18 protein-coding genes and 1 riboswitch are annotated in these 22,962 nt (G+C 49.0%); of the genes, 12 read left to right on the top strand and 6 right to left on the bottom strand.

Annotation, left to right across the window (positions count from 1 at the left end; genetic code table 11):
• Positions 1 to 12: 12 nt before the first annotated feature.
• The 4 genes from ACFOET_RS21215 to dnaG all read right to left on the bottom strand — a co-directional run bounded on the left by ACFOET_RS21215 (position 13) and on the right by dnaG (position 5,215).
• Positions 13 to 1,791, bottom strand: coding sequence for a TrkH family potassium uptake protein (locus ACFOET_RS21215; protein WP_379026499.1), 1,779 nt, complete (start codon positions 1,789 to 1,791; stop codon positions 13 to 15).
• Complete coding sequence (locus ACFOET_RS21220; RefSeq protein WP_379026501.1) at positions 1,791 to 2,831, bottom strand: glutaminyl-peptide cyclotransferase; 1,041 nt, start codon at positions 2,829 to 2,831, stop codon at positions 1,791 to 1,793. Before ACFOET_RS21220 ends, ACFOET_RS21215 begins: the two co-directional genes overlap by 1 nt.
• 72 nt (positions 2,832 to 2,903) lie before the next feature.
• Positions 2,904 to 3,272 (bottom strand): YraN family protein, encoded by a 369-nt coding sequence (locus ACFOET_RS21225; RefSeq protein WP_379026503.1) that lies wholly within the window; start codon positions 3,270 to 3,272, stop codon positions 2,904 to 2,906.
• Between the two features lie 2 nt (positions 3,273 to 3,274).
• On the bottom strand, positions 3,275 to 5,215 hold the full coding sequence (dnaG, locus tag ACFOET_RS21230) for a DNA primase (RefSeq protein ID WP_379026506.1): 1,941 nt from the start codon (positions 5,213 to 5,215) through the stop codon (positions 3,275 to 3,277).
• A 209-nt stretch (positions 5,216 to 5,424) separates the two neighbouring features.
• On the opposite strand from dnaG, the gene ACFOET_RS21235 reads away from it, so the two are divergent.
• Positions 5,425 to 6,804 carry a UDP-glucose 6-dehydrogenase gene (locus ACFOET_RS21235; RefSeq protein ID WP_379026508.1) on the top strand — a complete coding sequence of 460 codons (1,380 nt, stop codon included), beginning with the start codon at positions 5,425 to 5,427 and terminating at the stop codon, positions 6,802 to 6,804.
• A 10-nt stretch (positions 6,805 to 6,814) separates the two neighbouring features.
• Here the strand turns inward: ACFOET_RS21235 and ACFOET_RS21240 are convergent, their stop codons facing one another.
• Positions 6,815 to 8,548: a S41 family peptidase gene (locus ACFOET_RS21240; RefSeq protein WP_379026510.1), complete on the bottom strand. Its 1,734-nt coding sequence runs from the start codon at positions 8,546 to 8,548 to the stop codon at positions 6,815 to 6,817.
• A 193-nt stretch (positions 8,549 to 8,741) separates the two neighbouring features.
• Between ACFOET_RS21240 and pdhA the strand changes: the two genes are divergently transcribed.
• From pdhA to dnaA, 5 genes are all read left to right on the top strand, one after another.
• A complete protein-coding gene (gene pdhA, locus ACFOET_RS21245) occupies positions 8,742 to 9,737 on the top strand; it encodes a pyruvate dehydrogenase (acetyl-transferring) E1 component subunit alpha (RefSeq protein WP_379026512.1) in 996 nt (331 codons plus the stop codon).
• A 52-nt stretch (positions 9,738 to 9,789) separates the two neighbouring features.
• A complete protein-coding gene (locus ACFOET_RS21250) occupies positions 9,790 to 11,481 on the top strand; it encodes a pyruvate dehydrogenase complex dihydrolipoamide acetyltransferase (protein ID WP_379026514.1) in 1,692 nt (563 codons plus the stop codon).
• 197 nt (positions 11,482 to 11,678) lie between these two features.
• Positions 11,679 to 14,555: an aminomethyl-transferring glycine dehydrogenase gene (gene gcvP, locus ACFOET_RS21255; RefSeq protein WP_379026515.1), complete on the top strand. Its 2,877-nt coding sequence runs from the start codon at positions 11,679 to 11,681 to the stop codon at positions 14,553 to 14,555.
• Positions 14,556 to 14,634: 79 nt separating this feature from the next.
• Positions 14,635 to 14,731: riboswitch (TPP riboswitch) on the bottom strand.
• A gap of 69 nt (positions 14,732 to 14,800) precedes the next feature.
• Entirely contained in the window at positions 14,801 to 15,187 is a 387-nt protein-coding gene (locus tag ACFOET_RS21260) for a transmembrane 220 family protein (RefSeq protein WP_379026517.1), read from the top strand.
• Between the two features lie 285 nt (positions 15,188 to 15,472).
• Complete coding sequence (gene dnaA / locus ACFOET_RS21265) at positions 15,473 to 16,900, top strand: chromosomal replication initiator protein DnaA (RefSeq protein WP_379026519.1); 1,428 nt, start codon at positions 15,473 to 15,475, stop codon at positions 16,898 to 16,900.
• Between the two features lie 62 nt (positions 16,901 to 16,962).
• Here dnaA and lpxK read toward each other — a convergent pair whose 3' ends face one another.
• Positions 16,963 to 18,024, bottom strand: a complete 1,062-nt coding sequence (gene lpxK, locus ACFOET_RS21270) for a tetraacyldisaccharide 4'-kinase (RefSeq protein WP_379026521.1) — start codon at positions 18,022 to 18,024, stop codon at positions 16,963 to 16,965.
• 91 nt (positions 18,025 to 18,115) lie between these two features.
• On the opposite strand from lpxK, the gene mqnB reads away from it, so the two are divergent.
• From mqnB to ACFOET_RS21300, 6 genes are all read left to right on the top strand, one after another.
• Entirely contained in the window at positions 18,116 to 18,739 is a 624-nt protein-coding gene (mqnB, locus tag ACFOET_RS21275) for a futalosine hydrolase (protein ID WP_379026523.1), read from the top strand.
• Between the two features lie 103 nt (positions 18,740 to 18,842).
• The gene (locus ACFOET_RS21280; RefSeq protein WP_379026525.1) at positions 18,843 to 19,829 is read left to right on the top strand and encodes a pyruvate dehydrogenase complex E1 component subunit beta; all 987 of its coding nucleotides are present in this window, start codon (positions 18,843 to 18,845) and stop codon (positions 19,827 to 19,829) included.
• A 124-nt stretch (positions 19,830 to 19,953) separates the two neighbouring features.
• Complete coding sequence (locus ACFOET_RS21285) at positions 19,954 to 20,394, top strand: DoxX family protein (RefSeq protein WP_379026527.1); 441 nt, start codon at positions 19,954 to 19,956, stop codon at positions 20,392 to 20,394.
• A gap of 49 nt (positions 20,395 to 20,443) precedes the next feature.
• Complete coding sequence (locus tag ACFOET_RS21290) at positions 20,444 to 21,610, top strand: trans-sulfuration enzyme family protein (RefSeq protein WP_379026529.1); 1,167 nt, start codon at positions 20,444 to 20,446, stop codon at positions 21,608 to 21,610.
• A 114-nt stretch (positions 21,611 to 21,724) separates the two neighbouring features.
• Positions 21,725 to 22,141: an OsmC family protein gene (locus tag ACFOET_RS21295; RefSeq protein ID WP_379026531.1), complete on the top strand. Its 417-nt coding sequence runs from the start codon at positions 21,725 to 21,727 to the stop codon at positions 22,139 to 22,141.
• Between the two features lie 286 nt (positions 22,142 to 22,427).
• Positions 22,428 to 22,961 carry a YceI family protein gene (locus ACFOET_RS21300; protein WP_379026533.1) on the top strand — a complete coding sequence of 178 codons (534 nt, stop codon included), beginning with the start codon at positions 22,428 to 22,430 and terminating at the stop codon, positions 22,959 to 22,961.
• Position 22,962 lies beyond the last annotated feature (1 nt).

Raw genomic sequence — 22,962 nt, forward strand, 5'->3', positions numbered from 1 at the left:
GATCGGCGCCAATTAGAATAACACCTTTTCTTGTGGATATTCATAACTTTTGTTCTTAATATTTTTCACCAGCGCTACCAACAAGGTAAGCAATCCCACCCGCCCAACAAACATGGTACATGTGATGATTACTTTACCTGCATTGCTCAGCTCAGGCGTGATGCCCAAACTCAACCCACACGTTGCATAGGCGGAAAAACACTCGAAGGCGATATCCAGCAAGCTTTTATCTCCATCAGTCACCGTCAGCGCAAAGATGGCGACGCCCATGGCTAACAAAGACAACATAATAATGGCAAATGCCTTATTAACCGAATCATGAGATATCTTGCGTTTGAAAATTTCCAAATCGTCCTTGCCGCGTGCCAAGCTGACGATATTGAGAAAGGCCACGGCAAATGTCGTGGTCTTAATCCCTCCGCCCGTCGATCCCGGTGACGCGCCGATCCACATCAGCAGCATGATGAACATGATCGTCGGGAAGGTAAAGCCACCCATGTCGGCTATATTGAATCCAGCGGTGCGAGAAGACGTTCCGGTGAAAAATGCGGAGACGCACTTCCCCCATAGGCTCTCATGCTCGGCGAGCGTATGGTTGTACTCCAATAAAAACGTAAATACGGTACTTACCACGATCAGGATCAATGTCATCCACGCGATTAAGCGGGAATTGAAGCTGATAACCCAGGCCCGGTAAACAAAGGCCCTGCCATGGACAAAACGATGGAATCCGTTTACTACCCATCGCTTGATAAACGCGTAGGTATTCAACACGATAGCAAACCCCAAGCCGCCCAATATGAAGAGCATAGCGATGACGAGCTGAAGGTTGTAGTTGAAGCGCAGGTCAGTATGATACATGCCGTTCTGAATGGTAGAAAAACCCGCATTGCAAAATGCGGACACCGCATGAAACACAGCAAAAAACAGCCGGTCGCCATTGGACTGAAACCCCTCGCTGCTGACGCTGAAATAAATCAAGACGGCACCTATTGCTTCAAAAAACAACGTAATAAAAATGATCTTGAATAAGGTGTTGATAACGGATCCGACCTTTTTGTCACTAAGGATCTCACTGTACATCAACTGGTTTTTATAGGAAAATCCCCCCGAAAAAAAGTAACCAAAAAAACCGGTGAAGGTCATAATGCCCAATCCACCTAACTGGATGAGCAGCAATAGCACAGTCTGCCCAAAGCCGCTGAGCTGCATGGAAACGTCTATGACCGACAACCCGGTGATGCATACCGCGCTGGTAGCCATAAAGAGCGCATCCACAATTCCAAGCGGTTGCTCCGGTGTCGCTCGCGGCAGCATCAGCAACAGCGTGCCCACAAGAATAAGCACCAAAAAGCTGATGACAAACAGGATGGTCGGATTGAAATAGAAGCTATCGAAAAACAGGCTGCTCTTCGATAGTTCGGTAACGGAAACAGCAAAAATACCCAGATACAGCCACTCCGCTTGCTGTAGGAAGGGCAAAAAACCCTGGCCACTAAGCCGCCCCAATGCCACCACTAAAAAATACAGCATCAGCACCAGTCCGCCGTAATGAGCCACCATAATGCGGTTTGCTGCCCATATTGCCAGCAACGTTCGGGTGGCACTTAAAACCATAAGGCCGTAAAACAACCATTCGGTCAAAACAGCAAACTGACGGGCGGTAACCCGATCGGTATCGAAGCCCAATTGAAAAAGCACGACCAGTGCACATAATGCACTGATGTAAAGCATGGCCCGGTCGATCGTTTTTTCCCGGTATTTAAATAGGTATTTGATTTCGTCAAGCATCACCTTGCCACCAATTCGATCTCGTAAAGCTTACTCCAAAGCTTCCCAGTGACGAAAAGCCGGTCTCCTTTCCGGTCGTAAGCAATACCATTGAGTTCATTGTCGTGGTCGGCCTTATCCGGATAAATTCCGATCAGGTTTATCTCGCCTTCGATGGCACCGGTTTGAGGGTCTATGATTACGATAATATCTTTGGTATATACATTGGCATACACCTTTCCGTCGATATATTCCAATTCGTTGAGGTTATCTACCGGTCCTTTATCGTTGTATACCTCAATGAACCCTTCTTCTGCATAACTGTCTTTGTTCAAAAAATAGAGCCGACTGGTGCCATCAGACTTAATCAGCCGGTTACCATCATAACAAAGGCCCCAGCCGTCCTTACTTTGGCCGTAAGCAAACTCACCAACTTTAGCCAAGTTTTTATTGTAGACGAAACCGACGTTGTTTCGCCACGTAAGCTGGATGATTTTATCTCCGACCAACGTTAAACCTTCTCCAAAGTACTGCTCATCCAGATTAATTTGCTGGATGATGTCTCCCGTCCGGTAGTTCACTTTGCGAAGCGATGATTTTCCCTGTTGTCCTGTACTTTCATATAAGATTCCCTGTGCATCGAACTCAAGCCCTTGGGTGTACGCCTCGGAATCATGCGGATATTCATTGATCACCTTAAAGCCATAACGGCTGGGCGGAGGCGGTACAACAACAATATTGCTGTAAGCCACCTGCTCTTCGTTGCCGCGATAGAGCCGGGCACTGAGTGTACGGCTACCAAAAGCTACTTTTTCGGTATCCAGGGTTACCACGGCGCTGTCAGTCTTCCGCGCCAACACCTCACCGTCCATGGCATAAACAACCGAGTCGAAAGATGAAAGATCGGATGGGAACATCAATTTCAACGGAACAGATTCACCGATTTTAACAACGGTACCGGCTTCGGGCGTCGCAAACCGGAATTTTGATGCGTTTCGTTGCGTATTGCATGATACAGCGAACCCAAGCAGGATCATAAGGATATAAATCAACTTGTTCATGGTTGCAAACATATAAATATTTTCACGTCAATGCGCTGACTTTGTTCTCAGGCTCACTTGTCAACCCACGCACTAATGATCCGGCCAGAACGCGTCTTTTATCAAGCGGGTATTGTAAGTTTCGCGCTTTTCGGAGTACAATATCGATACCACATCAAATCGGATTTCCCCGCCGTATCTGTTGGCTGCAATATACTGATTGGCTGCGCGGACAAGCCGTGCCTGTTTCACCGCATCGACAAATTCGTAGGGCATACCGTAGGCATGGCCGCTACGAGTTTTAACTTCAACAAAGACCAGAATATCGCCATCTTCTGCAATAATGTCTACCTCGAGGTTCTTATGACGCCAATTTCGGCAACGGATCTGATAGCCTTGTTGCTTAAGCAACCTTATGGCAGCATCTTCTCCGCTTTTGCCCGTTTGAAGCCGGCTCGACATGACTATTTTACGACTATGGTTCCCAATTTTTCAGCAATCAATTTCGACACATCTTTCAGCTTTTGATAGTTAGCCAACAGTACCTCCACGTTGGTTGCGTCAGCTTCCACCTTTAGCGCCTCCCTGGTCTGATAAATTTGTTGCTCCACTTTGCGCTTTTTGATGCGGTAAATGGCGCCGTACACCAGATCTTCCAGACGCTCAGACTCGTGCGAAACGTATATCTTGCGTTTCTCATCATTCCAGTTTGGGCTAAGGCTGTACTTGGTAGATAGCAGATCAATTGCTAAATCCGCAACCTTGCGATCTGGATGCGCTACAAACACCCGTTGCTCCGGGAGCTCCTGCCGGTCCAGGTATCGTTTATAAATATCGATGATCGTAAGACACACGGGGTCATCAAAAACAACATCAGACAGGCTGCTCAGCAGCAGCGGTGCTATAGGGATTTCACTGTCCACCTCCCAAGCGGCGGGCATGGCACCATAATGGAGCAGAATGCGCACGATCTCACGTTCATGAAGCACATCCGAAGAGACGGCCTCCTCCTCACTGTCCGTCCGCGCCGCTTCGGAAAAAGCCTGTGGTGTGTCCGGTTGCGGCGGCATGGATTCGGCTTTACGTTCGACCCGACGAGATTGCCCAATGCGGATCTTATTGAGTTCAGCAATAAGTATTCGCTCCTCGATGTCAAGCAGCACACTGCATTCCCGGACAAAAACAGACGCCTTGATGGCGTCAGGGATCAGGGCAATACTTTCTACGATGTCGTGAATGACGCCCGCGCGCTTAACGGGATCATGGGCGGCATTGCGAAGCAACACATGTGTCTTATAGAAAATGAAATCTTGCTGATGCTCAGCGACATATTGCTTGAACGCCGTGGAACCAAACCGCTGTACGTAAGAGTCGGGATCATTGCCATCAGGGAACAGCAACACTTTGACATTGAGCCCTTCTGCCAGTAGCATATCCGTACCTCGCAACGACGCTTTGATCCCCGCTTCATCCCCGTCATACAAGATGGTCACATTTTTCGTGTACCGCGAAATCAGCCGTATTTGCCCAGCCGTAAGCGAAGTACCGGATGAGGAAACGACGTTTTCAACGCCCGCCTGATGCATGGAAAGCACATCGGCGTAGCCCTCCACCAAATAACAATTGTCGGCATCGAGGATCGCTTTCTTCGCAAAAAAGAGGCCGTATAAGACATCCGACTTGTGGTAGATCTCACTCTCGGGTGAATTGACGTATTTGGCAGCTTTTTTTTCAGTTTTCAGCGTGCGGCCGCCAAAACCCAGTATCTTACCCGTCAGGTTGTGAATCGGAAACATAACACGGCCGCGGAAACGGTCGTATATGCCTCCGTCATCCTTCCGGATAGTAAGCCCTGTGGCTTCGAGAAATTCATCCTTATACCCTTCTTTCTTTGCCCGTTCATGAAGTGCTGTCCATGCTTCGGGCGAATAGCCGAGTTCGAACTTCCGGATGACATCTTCACGATAGCCCCGCTCTTTAAAATAGTTTAGGCCGACGGTACGCCCTTCTTCGGTATCCCACAGGGTTTCTTTAAAAAACTTGCCCGCCCAGTTGGTGACAATAAATAAGCTTTCCCTCTTATCTTGCGCTGCTAGCTGTTCAGGGGTCCGTTCCGTCTCCTCGATCTCGATGTGGTATTTTTGTGCAAGGTACTTAAGCGCTTCGGGATAGGAGTACTTTTCGTGCTCCATCACAAATCGCACGGAGTCTCCTCCGGCTCCGCAGCCGAAACACTTATAAATCCCTTTGCTCACCGAAATATTGAATGACGGGGTCTTTTCGTTGTGGAACGGGCAAAGCCCAATGAGCGAGGTGCCGCGCTTTTTGAGATCCACAAAATCCCCCACCACTTCCTCAATACGGGCTATATCCAGTATTTTATCGACTATCTCTTGCTTAATCACACCTGCTTCTGTTTGGCAAGGTAAAATTAAAGATTAACGCGACTTTTTACTACTTTTGCGCAGAAATTTCGTTCATGAACAAGAATACCTACGTCTGGAATGAAATGCGCATGAGTTGGTGGATGTTTAACACATGCTTTATTGCCTATAAAACAACAATGCAAACGGCATTCATAAAAACAAACTAAAAACTAAATAAATAATTTGGAATGAACATCTCAAAAATCTGTTGCATCGGTGCCGGATATGTGGGAGGCCCCACCATGTCCGTCATCGCCCAGAAATGCCCAGGCATCACTGTCACCATCGTCGACATCAATGAGCAGCGCATCGCCGCTTGGAACAATGCAGACCTTTCGAAGCTGCCTGTGTACGAGCCCGGCCTTGCTGAGGTAGTCGCCGAGGCGCGGGGGCGCAACCTGTTTTTCTCCACCGACGTTGATACCGCGATCGCCGAGGCGGACATGGTATTCATTTCCGTGAACACCCCTACCAAGACCTACGGCAAAGGCAAGGGGATGGCCGCCGACCTAAAATACATCGAGCTTTGCGCCAGGCAGATCGCCGCGGCATCCACCTCGGACAAGATCATCGTGGAGAAGTCCACGCTGCCCGTCCGTACGGCCGAGGCCCTTCAAAGCATCCTGCACAACACCGGCAACGGCGTGAACTTTCATATCCTCTCCAACCCCGAATTCCTCGCCGAGGGAACCGCGATACAAGATTTGCACCATCCAGACCGCGTACTCATCGGTGGCGAAAACGGCGAAGCCGTGCAGGCGCTGGTGGATGTCTACGCCTCCTGGGTGCCTCGGGAACGCATACTGACCACCAACCTCTGGTCGTCAGAGCTGTCCAAACTGACGGCAAATGCCTTCCTCGCCCAGCGCGTTTCCTCCATCAATGCCATCTCGGAACTGTGTGAGCGCACGGGGGCGAACGTCGATGAAGTGGCCCGCGCCATCGGCACCGACAGCCGCATTGGCCCGAAGTTCCTCAAAGCCTCTGTCGGCTTTGGCGGCTCATGCTTCCAGAAAGATATCCTTAACCTCGTCTACATCGCCCGCACCTACGGACTCCATGAGGTGGCCGACTACTGGGAACAGGTCATTATCATGAACGACCACCAGAAGCGCCGCTTTGCGGACAATATCGTGCAGACCATGTACAACACCGTGTCGGGCAAGAAAATCACGTTCCTGGGCTGGGCTTTCAAGAAGGACACCAACGACACCCGCGAGTCTGCGGCCATCCACGTGGCCGATGCACTGCTCAGCGAAGAGGCTAACGTGGTGGTATATGACCCCAAGGTAACCGCACAACAGGTCTATGCCGACCTCGACTACCTGTGCTCACGAAGCCCTGAGGAAAACCGCAGGCTGGTGACCGTGGTGAACGATCCCTATGATGCTATGGAAAGTGCCCATGCCGTCGCCGTGCTCACTGAATGGGACGAGTTCAAAACTTACAACTGGCATCGCATTAAGGACAGCATGATGAAACCGGCGTTCATCTTCGACGGAAGGAAACTCCTACCCGACAATAAGCTAGGTCAGATCGGATTCCAATACTATGCCATTGGCGAGTAATCGGTAATTTTTAGTCTGCGGTTTCAGCGACGGCCAAAAGCGCTTCGGGCCGCCCGATGATTTTATATTGACCTTCACCGGCGAGGATACTATAATATTCGTTGTGGGTGGTTCCAAGCAATGCTATGGCGCGCTGTAGCTGATGATCATGCTTAAACGAGAAGCTTATCCGCCCCTTTCTATGGTAGTAACGGGATGCTATTTCGGAGCCAAGCACTTCTTTAAGCTCTTTTTGATGGTTGATCAGGTCCTGCTGCTTGCTATGGGATACTTTTTGTGCCAACGTACGCAATTCCAGAAGGACTTCATCCGGATTCTTTTCTTCTTCAGCCAATTCTACTAATTGCCGAAGCACCTCCGCCGTCCTGGACGAATAATGGTAGTTCTTCCCCTCTAAAAACCGGATGAAATCAGCATACTGCATATCGTCGATCTCAAAATTGGATGCGTCAGGTATTCGGGCGTGCTCCCGCTTAAAATTCGTTGCATAATCGAATACCAAATACTTGCTCAATAGGTCTTTGGTTATTGCGTGATACGGCGGTTTTTCCACGGCAATATCCGGAAATATACCGCTGCCATCGTACACAACCCTTCCTTTCTTTGTGCTGAATGCGTTGATTAAGGAATCCGGCAACCGGGTAAACTCGCCGCTGCTATCCCTGTGGACAAAGTCCAGCGACTGTATGCACCTGCCAGAGGGCGTGTAATATTTGGCAACGGTAACCTTCACCATGTTATGATAAGGAAGGTTAAACGTCTGTTGCACAAGCCCCTTTCCAAAACTCCGTTCGCCGATAACTACGGCCCTATCTAAATCTTGCAATGCGCCGGCTACAATTTCGGCAGCGGATGCAGAATGTCGGTTGATAAGCACGACAAGCGGGATGTCTAGCGCAATCGGTTTGGCCGTTGTCCGGAAGCTGTGGGTCTTGGTTACATTTTTGCCTTTTTGGCTGACCACGAGCTCGCCTTCAGGCACAAACAGGTTGACGATTTTAACAGCTTCCTGTACAATTCCGCCACCATTGTTTCGCAGATCCAAAATCAAACCCTTAAGTTCGGCCTCCTTCGCCAAACCATGCAGCGCTTCTTCCACTTCTTTAGCAGCGTGCTCTAAAAATTTATCCAACTTGATGTAACCAACACCTTCCGCCAATAAGCCCTCATAGCTAACGTTGGGTTGCCGAACGACCGCACGAGTTAGCACCAACAGTTCCGCATCTTCCCGCCCAGGCTTTCGTACCATAAGCCGGATAGCGCTGTTTTCGCCTCCCCTCAACAGTTGGCTTACCGCCGCCGAAGATTTACGCCTCAGCGCTGTGCCGTTTATGCTGATCAGTTCGTCGCCTGGCTGCAGCCCAGCCCGGGCGGCGGGATGCCCTGCAAATAACTCGGCTATGAAGATGCTACCATCGCGTTCAAAAACGGATGCACCTATACCGCCATATTTGGTGTCGACATATTTAAGCTTGTACGCTTCGACATCCGCTTCTACGACATATTCTGTATAGGGGTCAAGTTCATTAAGCATCGCATCCACCGCGGTTTTGATCAATGTATTCGGATCCGTTTCATCTACATAATTTAGGCTGATTTGACGATAAACCGCAGAAAAAATATCCAGGTTTTTACTGATGAGAAACAAGTCATCTTTGATTACAGCAAATCCGGAAAAAAACAATAAGCCGGCCACTAGGACGGTCGCGCGCCTGGCGCTCGGTATGTGTTTGTGGTACTTCATTTGTGGGACGTCAAAATAAAAAACAATTAAAGTTAGTACAAATTGTAACGAATACCAATAATGGTATTTGGGAAAATGATGAAACACGGCCGGTACTGGCGTATTTGAAAGATATGCCCGTGCTGCAAATTGCATATCACAACAATTTTGCCTAAGTTTGCCTTCCAAAATTGATTAGCTAATAAATGTTGAAATGAGTTCGACACCGATAACAAAAGAGACTTACTTGGAGTGGTATAAGTCTATGCTGCTCATGCGTAAATTTGAAGAGAAAGCCGGACAATTATACGGGCAGCAGAAAATCAGGGGCTTCTGCCATCTTTATATCGGCCAAGAGGCCGTGGTAGCAGGAGCCATGTCGGTGTTGCGGCCCGAGGACTCCATGATCACCGCTTACCGTGACCACGCACACGCCATTGCGAAAGGCGTCACAGCCAACGCGGCCATGGCTGAGCTCTATGGCAAGATAACCGGCTGCTCTAAGGGCAAGGGCGGATCAATGCACTTTTTCAGCAAAGAACATAAGTTCATGGGCGGGCATGGCATCGTTGGTGGACAGATTCCTCTTGGAGCCGGTATTGCATTTGCCGAGAAATATAACGGAACCGACAATGTATGCGTGTGCTATATGGGTGACGGTGCTGTACGGCAGGGCGCTTTCAATGAGGCGCTTAACATGGCGATGCTTTGGAAGCTTCCGGTCATATTTGTTTGCGAAAACAACGGTTATGCCATGGGGACGTCTGTAGCCCGCACCACCAACATGCTTGACATCTATAAAATGGGGCACGGTTTTGACATGCCGAGCGCACCAGTGGACGGAATGGATGTGGTCGCTGTGCACAACGCCATGGACGAAGCGGTGCAACGCGCACGCAGTGGTGAGGGGCCAACCTTCTTGGAAATGCGTACCTATCGTTATAAGGGTCACTCGATGTCCGATCCCGCAAAATACCGCACGAAAGAGGAGCTGGAAGATTACAAGGGCCGTGACCCATTGATTACGACAAAAGCAGCCATTGCAGAGAAAAAGTATGCCGACGAAAACTGGTTTGCAGAAGTAGAAGCTGAAGTGAAGAAGACCATCGACGAATGCGTCAAGTTTGCAGAGGAATCCCCTTATCCAGAGCCGGACGAACTGTATAAAGATGTGTATGTTCAAGAAGATTATCCGTTTATCACGGATTAAGATTGTTGAAGTAACTAACTAACGTTTTAATAAGGATTAACCGCAATATAACATGGCTGAAGTAGTAAAAATGCCAAAAATGAGCGATACCATGACCGAAGGGGTAATCGCAAAATGGCACAAAAAAGTAGGCGACAAAGTCAGTTCCGGCGATTTGATAGCGGAGGTAGAAACCGATAAAGCTACCATGGATTTCGAATCTTACCAAGAAGGAACTTTATTATATATTGGCCCGAAAGAAGGGGAAGCCGTACCGGTTGACGAGGTTATCGCTGTCTTGGGTGAAGAGGGGGAAGACTACAAGTCGTTGCTAGAGGGGGAAACCGGCGACTCAGCTGAAGATAAAAAAGACGTCAAGAAAGAGCCTAAAGACGAGGAGAAAGCACAGGAAAGCACCGCCAAGGAAGAAATGGAAGAGGAAGATGATGATGGCGATGAAGTAACTGCCGAATCGCTAGGCGCCACGGTCATCACCATGCCGCTACTGAGTGATACGATGACCGAAGGAGTCATCGCTGAATGGCATTTCAAAGTAGGCGATACGATAAAAAGCGATGATGTTATTGCCGATGTCGAAACCGACAAAGCCACCATGGAAGTGACGGCATATGCCGAAGGTACGCTATTGCATATCGGTGCAAAAAAAGGCGAAGCAGCAAAGGTAAACGATATTATTGCCATTGTAGGCAAAGAAGGTACGGATGTGACGCCGCTCCTCAAACAACACACAAGCAAAAGCACGAAGGATAAAGGGGTCGAAAAAAGCTCCGAAACCAAAGAAAGCCAAGAGCGCGAATCCGCTGCACCGGCAGAAACCCCGGAATCGGCATCAGGCCAGGATGATTCCCGCGTGAAAGCGTCGCCCCTGGCCCGCAAGATTGCGAAAGAAAAAGGCATTATCTTAAGCGATGTGAAAGGAACAGGTGATGGTGGCCGGATCATCAAAAAGGATGTCGAAACCCATACTCCGGCGGCCCAAGCCGCACCGCCAGCTGCTGCGCAACAGCCGACAACGGGTGAGACGGCAGCGGCAACCGTTAATATTCCGCAATTTGTAGGCGAGGAACGCTACACGGAGAAACCGGTTAGCCAAATGCGGAAAACAATTGCGCGCCGGCTCTCGGAAAGCTTATTTACCTCCCCCCACTTCTACCTCACTATCCAGGTAGATATGGACAGTGCGATAGCCGCGCGAACAAAGATCAACGAGGTGGCTTCATTGAAGGTCTCTTATAACGACCTGGTCATCAAAGCTGCTGCCGTAGCCTTAAAGCAACATCCCGCAGTAAACGCCTCCTGGTTAGGGGATAAAATCCGCTACAACGAGCATGTGAATATCGGCGTGGCGGTAGCCGTAGATGAAGGGCTATTAGTTCCTGTGGTGAGATTTGCAGATGGCAAGAGCCTGTCGCACATCTCTGCGGAAGTAAAGGATTTCGCGCAACGTGCGAAAACTAAAAAGCTACAGCCGTCCGATTGGGAGGGATCGACATTCACTGTTTCGAACCTGGGGATGTTCGGCATCGACCAATTCACCGCGATCATCAATCCGCCTGATGCCTGCATCCTTGCCGTAGGCGGTATACAGCAAGTGCCCGTGGTAAAAAATGGAGCGGTGGTGCCCGGCAATATCATGAAACTTACGCTAAGCTGCGACCACCGCGTGGTGGACGGAGCCACAGGAGCAGCGTTCCTGCAAACACTGAAATCGCTGCTGGAAGAGCCTGTAAGAATATTGGCGTAAAAATATACAACCATAAAGAAAGCGACCCTGCAGCCCAGTGGTGGCTTTTTTTATGGTTTTCAAGCGCTTTCCGATAAGCGACGCTGACTCGTCGATCCGCTTTTTTTTCAGCATTGAATTCCGTATCTTTGCGGCCTAAAACTACCGTTTGCTTGCTAGCAAGCACCATGGCTGCACCCGGGTAGTAAACTTGCTACATGAATAAGATACATTTCCAGGAAAAATTCGAAGAGCGGCACATTGGCCCCAGCGCTGATGAAACAGCTGCCATGCTGGATGCCTTGGGCGTCAGCACCATTGATCAACTAATTGAAGAAACTGTACCGCCGCAAATCAGGGCAACAAATGAACTTGCATTGCCCGGCGCCTTGGGAGAACCGGCTTATTTGCGCAGAATAAAGACGGTTGCGGACAAGAACAAGGTGTTTAGGTCGTATATCGGCCAGGGATATTATGACGTTGTCTTGCCGGGTGTAATCCAGCGTAACGTTTTTGAAAACCCCGGGTGGTATACCCAATACACGCCTTACCAGGCAGAGATCGCGCAAGGCCGTTTACAGGCGCTGTTGAATTTCCAGACGATGGTCATCGATCTTACGGCAATGGAAATAGCCAATGCGTCGTTATTGGATGAGGCGACTGCGGCGGCCGAGGCGATGTTCATGCAGTATAGCGTCCGCAAAAGCAAAGCAGCAAACACCTATTTCGTTTCTCAGCATGCTTTCCCCCAGACCCTTGATGTATTGCGCACGCGGGCGTTGTCTTATGGCATCGAATTGCGTGTGGGAGACCTTGGAGAAATGCCGGACACAGACAGCGTTTTCGGCGTATTGGTACAATATCCTACAGGGACTGGTACGGTGTCCGATTATAAAACTTTGGTCGAGCAACTTCATGCCCGCGACATCTCGGTATGCGCGGTCGCCGATCTGTTAAGCCTGACACTACTTGCACCTCCGGGTGAATGGGGAGCTGACGTCGTCGTGGGAAGTACGCAACGCTTCGGTGTCCCCATGGGATTTGGAGGCCCGCATGCGGCTTATTTCGCTACCAAAGAGGCTTATAAACGCAACATTCCAGGTCGTATCATCGGTGTAACCGTCGATTCCTCCGGCGGCTACGCGCTGCGCATGGCCCTGCAGACCCGGGAGCAGCACATTCGCCGCGACAAGGCCTCGTCCAACATCTGTACAGCCCAAGCACTTCTTGCCATCATGGCCGGATTCTACGCTGCTTATCACGGGCCAAAAGGTTTGCGACGGATTGCCGACCGTATTCATGGGCTGACCGTCCTCTTGGACCGTGCGTTGCAGCAACTTGGTTATGCGCAGCTCAACGAAACGTATTTCGATACGCTGCGGGTAGAGCTGGGCGAGTTAGCAGGCCCGTTGCAGGCCGAAGCGCTCAACAACGAGATAAATTTCTTTTATCAGGATACGGCCGCCGGTATCTCGATCGACGAAACAACCACCTTCGACGATATCGAAGCGATCGTGCGCATTTTCGCAAAGTTTAAAGGAAAAACGATCAATGATATCGACATGGCTGGTATTGCCGCCACGACTTCCACAGCAATACCTCAAGTATTGCAGCGCACATCCGACTACCTTACGCACCCGGTATTCAACAGCTACCATTCCGAACATGAGATGCTACGGTATATCAAGTCGCTGGAGGCAAAGGATCTTTCGCTGTGCCACTCGATGATACCCCTGGGTTCATGCACAATGAAACTCAATGGTACCACGGAGATGGTACCCGTCACTTGGCCTGAATTCAGCAAACTGCACCCTTTTGCGCCGTCGGACCAGACAGGTGGATATATGCAAATCATAGCCGAGTTGGATGAGTGGCTTAGCGAGATAACAGGCTTTGCAAAAGTGAGCTTTCAGCCCAACTCGGGGGCACAGGGCGAATATGCCGGACTCTTGGTCATCCGTGCTTACCATGAAAGCCGGGGCGAGTTTCATCGTGACGTAGTGCTCATTCCGGCATCCGCACACGGCACCAATCCGGCGTCGGCCAGTATGGCGGGTATGAAAGTCGTGGTTGTACGCTGCGACGAGCGCGGCAACATCGATGTCGCAGACCTCCGTGCCAAAGCAGAGGTACATGCTGAAAACCTATCGGCGTTGATGGTTACTTATCCGTCAACGCACGGCGTTTTCGAAGAACCAATCATCGAAATCTGTGACATCATCCATCAATGCGGTGGACAGGTGTACATGGACGGCGCAAATATGAATGCACAGGTCGGGCTTACCAGCCCCGGACTAATCGGCGCAGACGTTTGTCACCTCAACTTACACAAAACTTTCTGTATCCCCCATGGGGGGGGCGGGCCTGGCATGGGTCCAATCGGTGTGGCGAAACATCTGGTACCCTTCTTGCCCAACCACCGAGTGGTGGATGTGAGCAAGCAAGGCATTAATGCCGTATCAGCCGCACCTTGGGGCTCAGCATCAATTTTGCTCATATCCCATGCCTACATTGCCATGATGGGCGCTCAAGGGTTAACTAATGCCACGAAATATGCTATCCTGAACGCCAACTACATCAAAACGAGGTTAGAAAAACACTATCCTATTTTATATGCCGGGGCTAATGGCCGCTGCGCTCATGAATTGATATTGGATTGCCGCTCCTTTAAGGCGGCAGGTGTCGATGTAGGTGACATAGCCAAACGGCTGATGGACTATGGTTTCCATGCGCCTACAGTGTCTTTCCCAGTGGCTGGCACGTTAATGGTAGAACCCACCGAGTCAGAATCTAAAGCCGAGTTGGACCGGTTCTGCGATGCGATGATTGCCATCCGTGAAGAAGTTGCAGCCATTGAGCAAGGTCGGTGCGACCAAGCGAATAACCTGTTGAAAGGTGCGCCGCATACGATCGCATCCGTAAGCGCCGACGTGTGGGATAAGCCTTACTCTCGCTCACAAGCCGCTTTTCCATTGCCTTTTGTGCGTGAGCACAAATTCTGGCCGAGCATAGGGCGTGTAAACGATTCGCTGGGTGACCGAACCCTCGTCTGCGCCTGTCCGCCAATAAGCGCTTACGAGGAAGCGGACGTGTGAGCCAAGCGTAGAACCAGCGTTTTGATTTACTAAAAAAACCCTATCCAACCATAGTTGGGATAGGGTTTGTACAACTTTCGTCGTACGTCATGTGCTTTTCCTTCGCTGGCATTATCCAGATCAGGTTTGGGGATATAGTCTCAGCCTGATTGGCTCAAGCACTCCCGGCACAATCTAAATAATCAACAAGAAGCTTAAAAAAAGGTTTTAAAAAATTTATCTTTGGCCGATAGACAGATCCCTGCATGAAAGCGTTCAATATTATATGCTGTATCGTGTTTGTGGCAAGCGCCGCGCTTCAATATAACGATGAAGATCCTTTTTTGTGGATGCCGCTCTACCTGTACGGCGCGTGGTTATGTTACTTGGCCGCAAAAGGCCGCTATTTGTGGCGCGCCTACGCATTAGGCATCGTCATCTATTCAGCGTTTATCGTGTACTTCCTTGTTTTTAAACAGGGAGCGCTCGATTGGTTCCAGCACCACCCTGCCAAAGACTTAGTAAAAAGTATGAAAGCAGAAAAGCCCTGGATAGAAGAGACGCGCGAGGTGTTGGGTTTGCTGATACTCGTAGCAGTCTTAGCGATCAATTGGATCGCAGCTAAAAGGCGCAACCGTCGACTTTCCCGGTAAACTTTCCGATTTTATTTATTTTTTACAATTACTTTGCGTAAAGTTTACTTAACTTTAACGCAGGTTATGCCACTCGAGTTAACCATGTTGACAATTTTCCAGACTCGAATTTTATCTTGCTTGTTTCACCAAAAAATTTGCCTAAGTTATTGATTAATAGATAAGTATTCGATATTTTAATTTTTAATTTTTTAGCTGATTTTTTTTTGCCATCTTCGTTTCACGGAGAAGTTATCAACATTTTTTCGGTCATTTATTGTAAATCAACTTATTAAGAATTAACGAATGGAAAAAACGAGCGCGAGTGTATGGAATAGCTGTCTTCAAATCATTAAAGACAACATTCCCGCACAGAGTTATAAGACCTGGTTTGAGCCCGTTAAGGCTGTACGATTAGAGGGCAACGTTTTGACCATTCAAGTGCCAAGTTTATTTTTCTATGAATGGCTTGAGGAACACTACGTAGGCTTGCTGCGCAAGACAATTAAAAAGCATCTTGGCGAGAATGGGCGGTTGGAATACAATATCGTAGTGGAAAAGTCATCTACAAGCAACCCCTATACCACCAACATTCCATCAAGCGGCAACGGTGCGGAAGCCAAAAGGCAGTCTATTCCCATACCTGTGGCATTGAACAAGGATATCAAGAATCCGTTTGTCATTCCCGGCCTAAAAAAGCTGCAGGTAGATCCGCAACTGAACCAGCATTATACGTTTGACAATTTCATCGAGGGCGAATGCAACCGGCTCGCCAGGTCTGCAGGGTTCGCTGTTGCCAGTAAACCCGGCGGAACGTCTTTCAACCCACTGATGATATATGGTGGCGTCGGACTTGGCAAAACGCACCTTGCACAGGCGATAGGCAACGAAATAAAGCAAACCCTCCCCGATAAGCTGGTTATCTACGTATCCTGCGAAAAGTTCTGCCAGCAGTTCGTGGATTCCTTGAAAAACAATACCATCAACGACTTTGTCAATTTTTACCAGGCTATGGATGTCATCATTATGGATGATGTCCATAATTTCGCCGGGAAAGAACGTACCCAGGATATTTTTTTTCATGTCTTCAATCACCTCCACCAGTCAAGCAAACAGATTATCCTTACCTCGGATAAGCCGCCAAAAGATCTCGCGGGGTTAGAAGAACGCCTATTGAGCCGCTTTAAATGGGGGCTTTCCGCAGATATGCAAGTACCCGATCTGGAGACGCGGATGGCTATACTCAAAAAGAAGATGTATACCGATGGTATTGAGCTGCCAGACAACGTCATCGAATACGTAGCCAATCAGATTGACAATAGCGTACGCGAACTGGAGGGCGCCATGGTGTCACTCCTGGCACAGGCTACACTGAATAAAAAAGAGATCGATCTCAACTTAGCCAAATCCATGCTGAAAAATTTCATCAAGAATACCCACAAGGAAATCTCGATGGATTACATTCAGAAACTGGTATGCGATTATTTTGAGGTACCCGTGGAGATGGTCAAATCAAAGTTAAGGAAACGGGAGATCGTCCAAGCCCGGCAAATTTCCATGTATCTGGCAAAGAACCATACCAAAACATCATTGAAATCCATCGGCGCATTTTTCGGTGGCCGCGACCACTCCACAGTCATATATGCCTGCCAAACGGTGGAGGACCTCATTGAAACGGATAAAAAGTTCAAATCTTACGTGCAGGACATCCAAAAGAAACTAAAGACCGGCTAAAGCACTTACGCAACAATCGGCCATTTCTTTCCAACTACCATAGATACTCAGGGCAGCTTGCATCACCGTGGTGCCAGCTGCGCTTCACAATAGGCTAGCACCATCTGCTGAAAAGTCTGCTCTTCTTTATGATCAAAGCTGACACGGATCGGCATCACGTACAGCGGCAGGCCCGTTAAAAGTCCGCGAAGCGAAGGAAGCAGGAAACGCTGTGTGTCTTTTTCCGTGGTAACAATAAGCTTACGGGGATTGGACAAGCCATTGAACCGGTTTATAATTCTTCGAAGGTCTGTGGATGTATACTCATGATGGTCAGGATATCGCAATTGTTCAACCTCCGCAACCTGTGCCGAAAGATAACGGAGTAACGGGGTGGGATTGGCGATACCGGTAACAAGCAAAATGGAAAGGCTCGCATCGAGTAGAGCCGCATTTCGATTGGTCGGAAAAACAGGAACAAGTGTCCCATAACTGATACCGGTAAAAAGAACGGGAATATTCTCACTTCCCGATAGCCTACGGCGTATCTGTTCTTTCTCTGCCGCCGCCGCATCATCCGGTGTTTTGGTAATCACCAGGAGATCTGCTCGCCTACGCTCCCACAGCCCATCACGGTAATTGCCGGCCGGCAACAACAATCTGGGCCGGCCCATCGCATGATACTCAAATAATAATATAACAAATCCGGGATCCAGCGCACGGTGTTGAAAAGCGTCGTCTAATAGAACGACGTCATGGCCAGTTTCAAACAGCTGCCTTACTCCTTTCACACGGTCCTCTCCAACGGCCACCGTGACGTGAGGAAACTTACGTTTAAATTGAAGTGGCTCATCACCACTTTCGGCCGCCGTGCTCTCCACCTGGACTTCCATGAAGCCCTGGGTTCTGCGGCCATATCCACGGCTCAACGTAGCCAACTTATATTGTCCATCAAGCAAGCGAATGAGGTACTCAATCATCGGGCTTTTTCCAGTGCCGCCTACGGCAAGGTTGCCCACCACGATGGTCGGCCTATCAAACGATGTGCTCTTGATCCACCGCCAATCGTAACATCTATTGCGAAGCCAAGTCACCAGGCCGTACAATATTGAAAAAGGAAGTAAAAGCAGTCTGAAATAATCCATCACCGACAAAAGTAAGAAAATCAATGACGCACTACATCAATAAGCAATACCGACATTAGCGCATTTTGCGTACATTAGCCCGCAGAAGCGCATGGATATATTGGTCATAGCTGCAACAGAAATGGAAATTTTGCCATTCCTCCGATTGCCCGGTCAGCGGCGCCGGGGGATTGATGTCTTAGTTACCGGCGTTGGCATGGTAGCCACGGCCTTTGCTTTGGGCCAACGGCTTGCTACTGCGCGCTACGACCTATTGCTTAACGTAGGTATAGCCGGTAGTTTCGATCGCTCCATCACAATGGGTGAAGTAGTAAACGTTTATGAAGACACCTTTGCTGAACTTGGAGCCGAGGACGGCGAACACTTTATTGATATCGAAACCTTGGCGCTGGCAAGGGGCACTTTCCTTGGTACGGCGAGCATTGACGCCCCCATTCTGGAAAGATTACGCAAATGCAAGGGAATAACGGTAAACAGCATACATGGCAATGAGGCCACCATTACTGATGTGGTGAATCGGCTAAATCCACAAACGGAAAGCATGGAAGGGGCCGCCGTTTTCTATGCAGCACAATATTCAGGAATACCAGTGGCACAGGTACGTGCAATATCCAACTACGTCGAACGCCGCAACAAAGCGGGTTGGCAAATACCGCTAGCGGTCAAAAACCTCAACCGTTGGCTGATCGATTTTATCGATGCACATCGCGGCTAGACGGGTCAATACACACAAAAATTTGACAGGTGAACGACCTGAAATATCAATTTTTTATAGTAGTTTTGCGTGCGAAATTTTTTTTGACACCGATAGATAACTGATGAGAGAAATACAATTCAGAGAAGCGCTCCGCGAAGCCTTAAACGAAGAGATGCGCAAAGATGAAAAGATCTTTTTGATGGGCGAGGAAGTGGCAGAGTATAACGGCGCGTACAAGGTTAGCCAAGGCATGTTGGATGAATTTGGCCCGAAACGGGTGATTGACACCCCAATCGCTGAGCTCGGGTTTGCAGGTATTGGCATCGGTGCCGCAATGAATGGCCTTAAGCCGATCATTGAATTCATGACGTTCAACTTTTCATTGGTTGCTATCGATCAGGTCATCAACTCGGCAGCCAAAATGTATTCCATGAGCGGAGGACAATTTCCAATTCCTATTGTCTTTCGTGGGCCTACGGGAAATGCCGGGCAGCTTGGGGCGCAACACTCTCAAAATTTTGAAAATTGGTACGCCAATACCCCGGGGCTGAAGGTGGTGGTACCTGCCAATCCCTATGACGCGAAGGGCTTGCTGAAACAAGCGATCATTGATCCGGACCCAGTGATTTTCATGGAATCCGAGGTCATGTACGGCGATAAAGGAGAAGTTCCTGACGAAGAGTATTACCTCGAACTGGGCAAAGCCCATGTCGCGAAAGAGGGTACTGATGTGACAATCGTGACGTTCGGCAAAATGCTACCCCGTGTGGTGGAGCCCGCCGTGAAAGAGCTGGCCAACGAAGAAATCAATGCCGAAGTCATCAATCTGCGCACCGTGCGCCCCATTGACTACAATGCGATTACCAATTCGGTGAAAAAGACAAACCGTCTCATCATCGTTGAGGAAGCATGGCCGTTGGCATCAATCTCCGCCGAGATTGCCTATAAGGTGCAGCGCGACGCTTTCGATTACCTTGACGCTCCTGTGGTGCGGATTACGTCCGCAGACGTACCCTTACCCTACGCACCGACACTCATTCAAGCGGCTTTACCCAATGTAGAACGGGTAGTTAAGGCGGTAAAAGAGGTAATGTACATCAAAAAGTAACGAATACGCATAGGTTTTCACTTATTCGATAATTAGCCTGTCTTCAAACAAAAGACGGGCTTTTTTGTTTAAGCATCAACTCACATGGTATAGTTACCAATTTTTACCTGAAAGGAGGTTAGTTATGAATGTCATTGAACGCATCGAACATTGGGGCGACACTCATCACCCGCGGTGGTTGGACATCATGCGTATTGCACTCGGCATCGTTATTTTTATGAAAGGCGTCACCTTTCTGGCCGACACCGAATCGCTGAGGCGGTTGATTGAGGAAACGCATATCCAGATTTATACTTGGGGGGCTGTCCACTACATAGCTTTCTCGCATTTGGTAGGCGGCATCCTAATCGCCATCGGCCTCATCACGCGCGTAGCCATCGGATTTCAACTTCCAATTCTAATTGGCGCGGTGTTTTTTGTAAACATCACGCGAGGGCTGTCCTTCCTCAATTCGGAACTTTGGGTTTCGATCATCGTGCTTCTTCTGCTGTCCCTATTTTTCGTGGTGGGGTCGGGCCCATATTCACTGGACCAGCAGATGCGGGAGCGGGAGAAGGTGAGGTGACTTGCATATCACCGCGACATTGGCTAAGTTTGTCCGACTAAAATTGGACATGAACGAACAGACGAAGGCCATCCGAGAGCAGGCCGACCGCTCTCCATACCGCGAACATGCTGTACCGCTTTACCTTACTTCAAGCTTTATTTTCGACAGTGCGGAGCAAGGGCGCGCGATATTTGCTGAGGAAGAGGCCGGCAATGTGTATTCACGGTACTCCAACCCCAATACAACGGAATTCACAAACAAAGTATGCGCCATGGAAGGTGCAGAAGCTGGGTTAGCTTTTTCTTCAGGTATGGCTGCGGTGTTCGCCTCGTTTGCTGCATTGCTAAAGACCGGAGATCATATTGTTTCATCCCGGGCGGTATTTGGATCCACGCATCAACTTTTCACCAAACTACTCCCCCGTTGGGGCATCACCACTACCTATGTAGATGCTTCATGTCCGGAGGACTGGGAAAAAGCAATACGCCCAAACACACGGATGATCTTTCTCGAAACGCCGTCAAATCCCGGACTGGAATTGGTAGATTTAGAATGGTTGGGCAAATTCAAAGCAAGATATCCTAACGTTATCCTCAATGTGGACAACTGTTTCGCTACGCCATACCTGCAAAAACCCATTAAATATGGGTTTGACCTCGTCAGTCATTCAGCGACTAAATACATGGATGGCCAGGGGCGCGTATTGGGTGGAGTGGTTGTGGGTAAAAAGGCGCTCATTGATGAATTGATGTTCTTTATCCGCCATACCGGCCCTTCACTATCACCCTTCAATGCATGGTTGCTATCTAAAAGCTTGGAAACACTGAGCTTACGGATGGACCGCCATTGCAGCAACGCACTGCAGGTGGCGCAGGCCCTTGAAGGGCATCCGGAGGTAGAGGCCGTGCGCTATCCGTTTCTGCCTTCGCACCCACAATACGAGCTTGCGAAAAAACAGATGAAAGCTGGAGGAGGTATTGTCACTTTTGTCATCAAAGGTGGTTTTGATCGAGCCAAACGCTTTTTAGATGCGCTAAAGATGGTATGCATCACGTCGAACTTGGGCGACTCGCGTAGTATTGCTACGCATCCCGCATCCACGACGCACTCTAAATTGACAGAAGCAGAGCGGTTGCAGTTGGGTATAAAGCCCGGCAGCGTTCGGATATCTGTGGGATTGGAAGACATCGATGATATTATTGATGATATTACCCAGGCGTTAAACAACAGTTGATATAAAATAGAACTTGCGTAAGTTCTCCGCAAGGAAAGGGACATGAACCAGTAGGAGTTCGCTCCGTCCGGGAGGCAGGCAAGCTTTATCGCAACATAAAACAAGTGAATTCGGATGAAAATTTCCTTAAAAAGGGTCAATGAAGCTGTTCACTTCGAAGGCAGCAGCGACACCACCGATATCAAAATTCATATTGATGGCTCTCCGGATATCGGCGGAAAAGGTCTGGGCGCACGCCCCATGGAATTGGTGTTGATGGCGCTTGGCTCGTGCAGCGCCTTAGATTTGGTGAACATTCTCAAAAAACAGCGCCAACAGATCGATGAGTTTAGCATCGACGTTGAAGGACAACGGCGTGAAGCGACACCCAACATTTTTACCGACATTCACCTTTCTTTTTTCCTGAAAGGCGTCATCGAACCAACAAAAGCCGAAAAAGCCGCTGAACTAGCCGTCAAGAAATACTGCTCTGTACACGATATGCTGGCTGCAGGTGGTGTGAACATTACCTATAGTATCGAAATCCAATAGAATATTCTTTCGGAAAATTCCCAATACCGAGGTGTAGGCACCCGCACGCCTACTCCTAGCTAACTTTATTCACAGCCGATTAATACGTAATAGGTACCTTATAGTTGTTTCAAAGGGAACCGCCCCTATAATCCCCCTATGAAACCCCTATAAAAACCCTATAAGGACCCAATAACTTAAAGGATCGTAGGCCTAGATACGGGTCGCTTTTAACGCTTAGACAAGCCTGGATTAAAAATCGTTTAAACATTGACACGGACTCTCTTGTTATACAAAAAAAACGACTATGGCAACTACATGGAAACTGGACCCCGCCCATTCAGAATTGACCTTTAAGGTAAAACATTTGGTAATCACAACCGTGACCGGATATTTTCGTTCATTCGACGGAACAATTGTAACCGAAGACGAATCAGATTTTACAACCGGCAAGGTGGATTTTACAATCGATACGGCCAGCATCGATACGAACCAGGCACAGCGCGACGAGCATTTGAAGTCTGCTGACTTCTTTGATGCCGAAAAGCATCCCAGAATCACCTTTACTTCAACGGCTATCGAAACGAAAAGCGAGCGCGAATTTCTACTGCATGGCGATCTAACCGTAGGGGAAACCACGAAGCCGATGAAGCTCGATGTAGAATTAGGCGGTACGGTAACCGACCCTTATGGCAACTTCAAAGTTGGTTTTGAAGTGTCCGGCAATATGAGCCGTAAAGAATTTGGCCTTACCTGGAGTGCTGTCACTGAAGCCGGCGCTGTGGTGGTAAGCGATGAAGTTAAAATTCTGGCGAGCGTGCAGTTCATAAAACAAGCATAGG

Origin of the sequence: Parapedobacter deserti (assembly GCF_042646065.1) — a bacterium.
GTDB lineage: Bacteria > Bacteroidota > Bacteroidia > Sphingobacteriales > Sphingobacteriaceae > Parapedobacter > Parapedobacter deserti.

What these genes read in the sequence shown, in the direction of transcription:
- ACFOET_RS21290 (WP_379026529.1), top strand. Translation starts at nt 20,444, where the DNA reads ATGAACGAACAGACGAAGGCCATCCGAGAGCAGGCCGACCGCTCTCCA.
- ACFOET_RS21300 (WP_379026533.1), top strand. Translation starts at nt 22,428, where the DNA reads ATGGCAACTACATGGAAACTGGACCCCGCCCATTCAGAATTGACCTTT.
- gcvP (WP_379026515.1), top strand. Translation starts at nt 11,679, where the DNA reads ATGAATAAGATACATTTCCAGGAAAAATTCGAAGAGCGGCACATTGGC.
- ACFOET_RS21285 (WP_379026527.1), top strand. Translation starts at nt 19,954, where the DNA reads ATGAATGTCATTGAACGCATCGAACATTGGGGCGACACTCATCACCCG.
- dnaA (WP_379026519.1), top strand. Translation starts at nt 15,473, where the DNA reads ATGGAAAAAACGAGCGCGAGTGTATGGAATAGCTGTCTTCAAATCATT.
- ACFOET_RS21240 (WP_379026510.1), bottom strand. Translation starts at nt 8,548, where the DNA reads ATGAAGTACCACAAACACATACCGAGCGCCAGGCGCGCGACCGTCCTA.
- ACFOET_RS21280 (WP_379026525.1), top strand. Translation starts at nt 18,843, where the DNA reads ATGAGAGAAATACAATTCAGAGAAGCGCTCCGCGAAGCCTTAAACGAA.
- ACFOET_RS21250 (WP_379026514.1), top strand. Translation starts at nt 9,790, where the DNA reads ATGGCTGAAGTAGTAAAAATGCCAAAAATGAGCGATACCATGACCGAA.
- ACFOET_RS21220 (WP_379026501.1), bottom strand. Translation starts at nt 2,831, where the DNA reads ATGAACAAGTTGATTTATATCCTTATGATCCTGCTTGGGTTCGCTGTA.
- pdhA (WP_379026512.1), top strand. Translation starts at nt 8,742, where the DNA reads ATGAGTTCGACACCGATAACAAAAGAGACTTACTTGGAGTGGTATAAG.
- ACFOET_RS21235 (WP_379026508.1), top strand. Translation starts at nt 5,425, where the DNA reads ATGAACATCTCAAAAATCTGTTGCATCGGTGCCGGATATGTGGGAGGC.
- ACFOET_RS21215 (WP_379026499.1), bottom strand. Translation starts at nt 1,791, where the DNA reads ATGCTTGACGAAATCAAATACCTATTTAAATACCGGGAAAAAACGATC.
- mqnB (WP_379026523.1), top strand. Translation starts at nt 18,116, where the DNA reads ATGGATATATTGGTCATAGCTGCAACAGAAATGGAAATTTTGCCATTC.
- ACFOET_RS21295 (WP_379026531.1), top strand. Translation starts at nt 21,725, where the DNA reads ATGAAAATTTCCTTAAAAAGGGTCAATGAAGCTGTTCACTTCGAAGGC.
- lpxK (WP_379026521.1), bottom strand. Translation starts at nt 18,024, where the DNA reads ATGGATTATTTCAGACTGCTTTTACTTCCTTTTTCAATATTGTACGGC.
- ACFOET_RS21225 (WP_379026503.1), bottom strand. Translation starts at nt 3,272, where the DNA reads ATGTCGAGCCGGCTTCAAACGGGCAAAAGCGGAGAAGATGCTGCCATA.
- ACFOET_RS21260 (WP_379026517.1), top strand. Translation starts at nt 14,801, where the DNA reads ATGAAAGCGTTCAATATTATATGCTGTATCGTGTTTGTGGCAAGCGCC.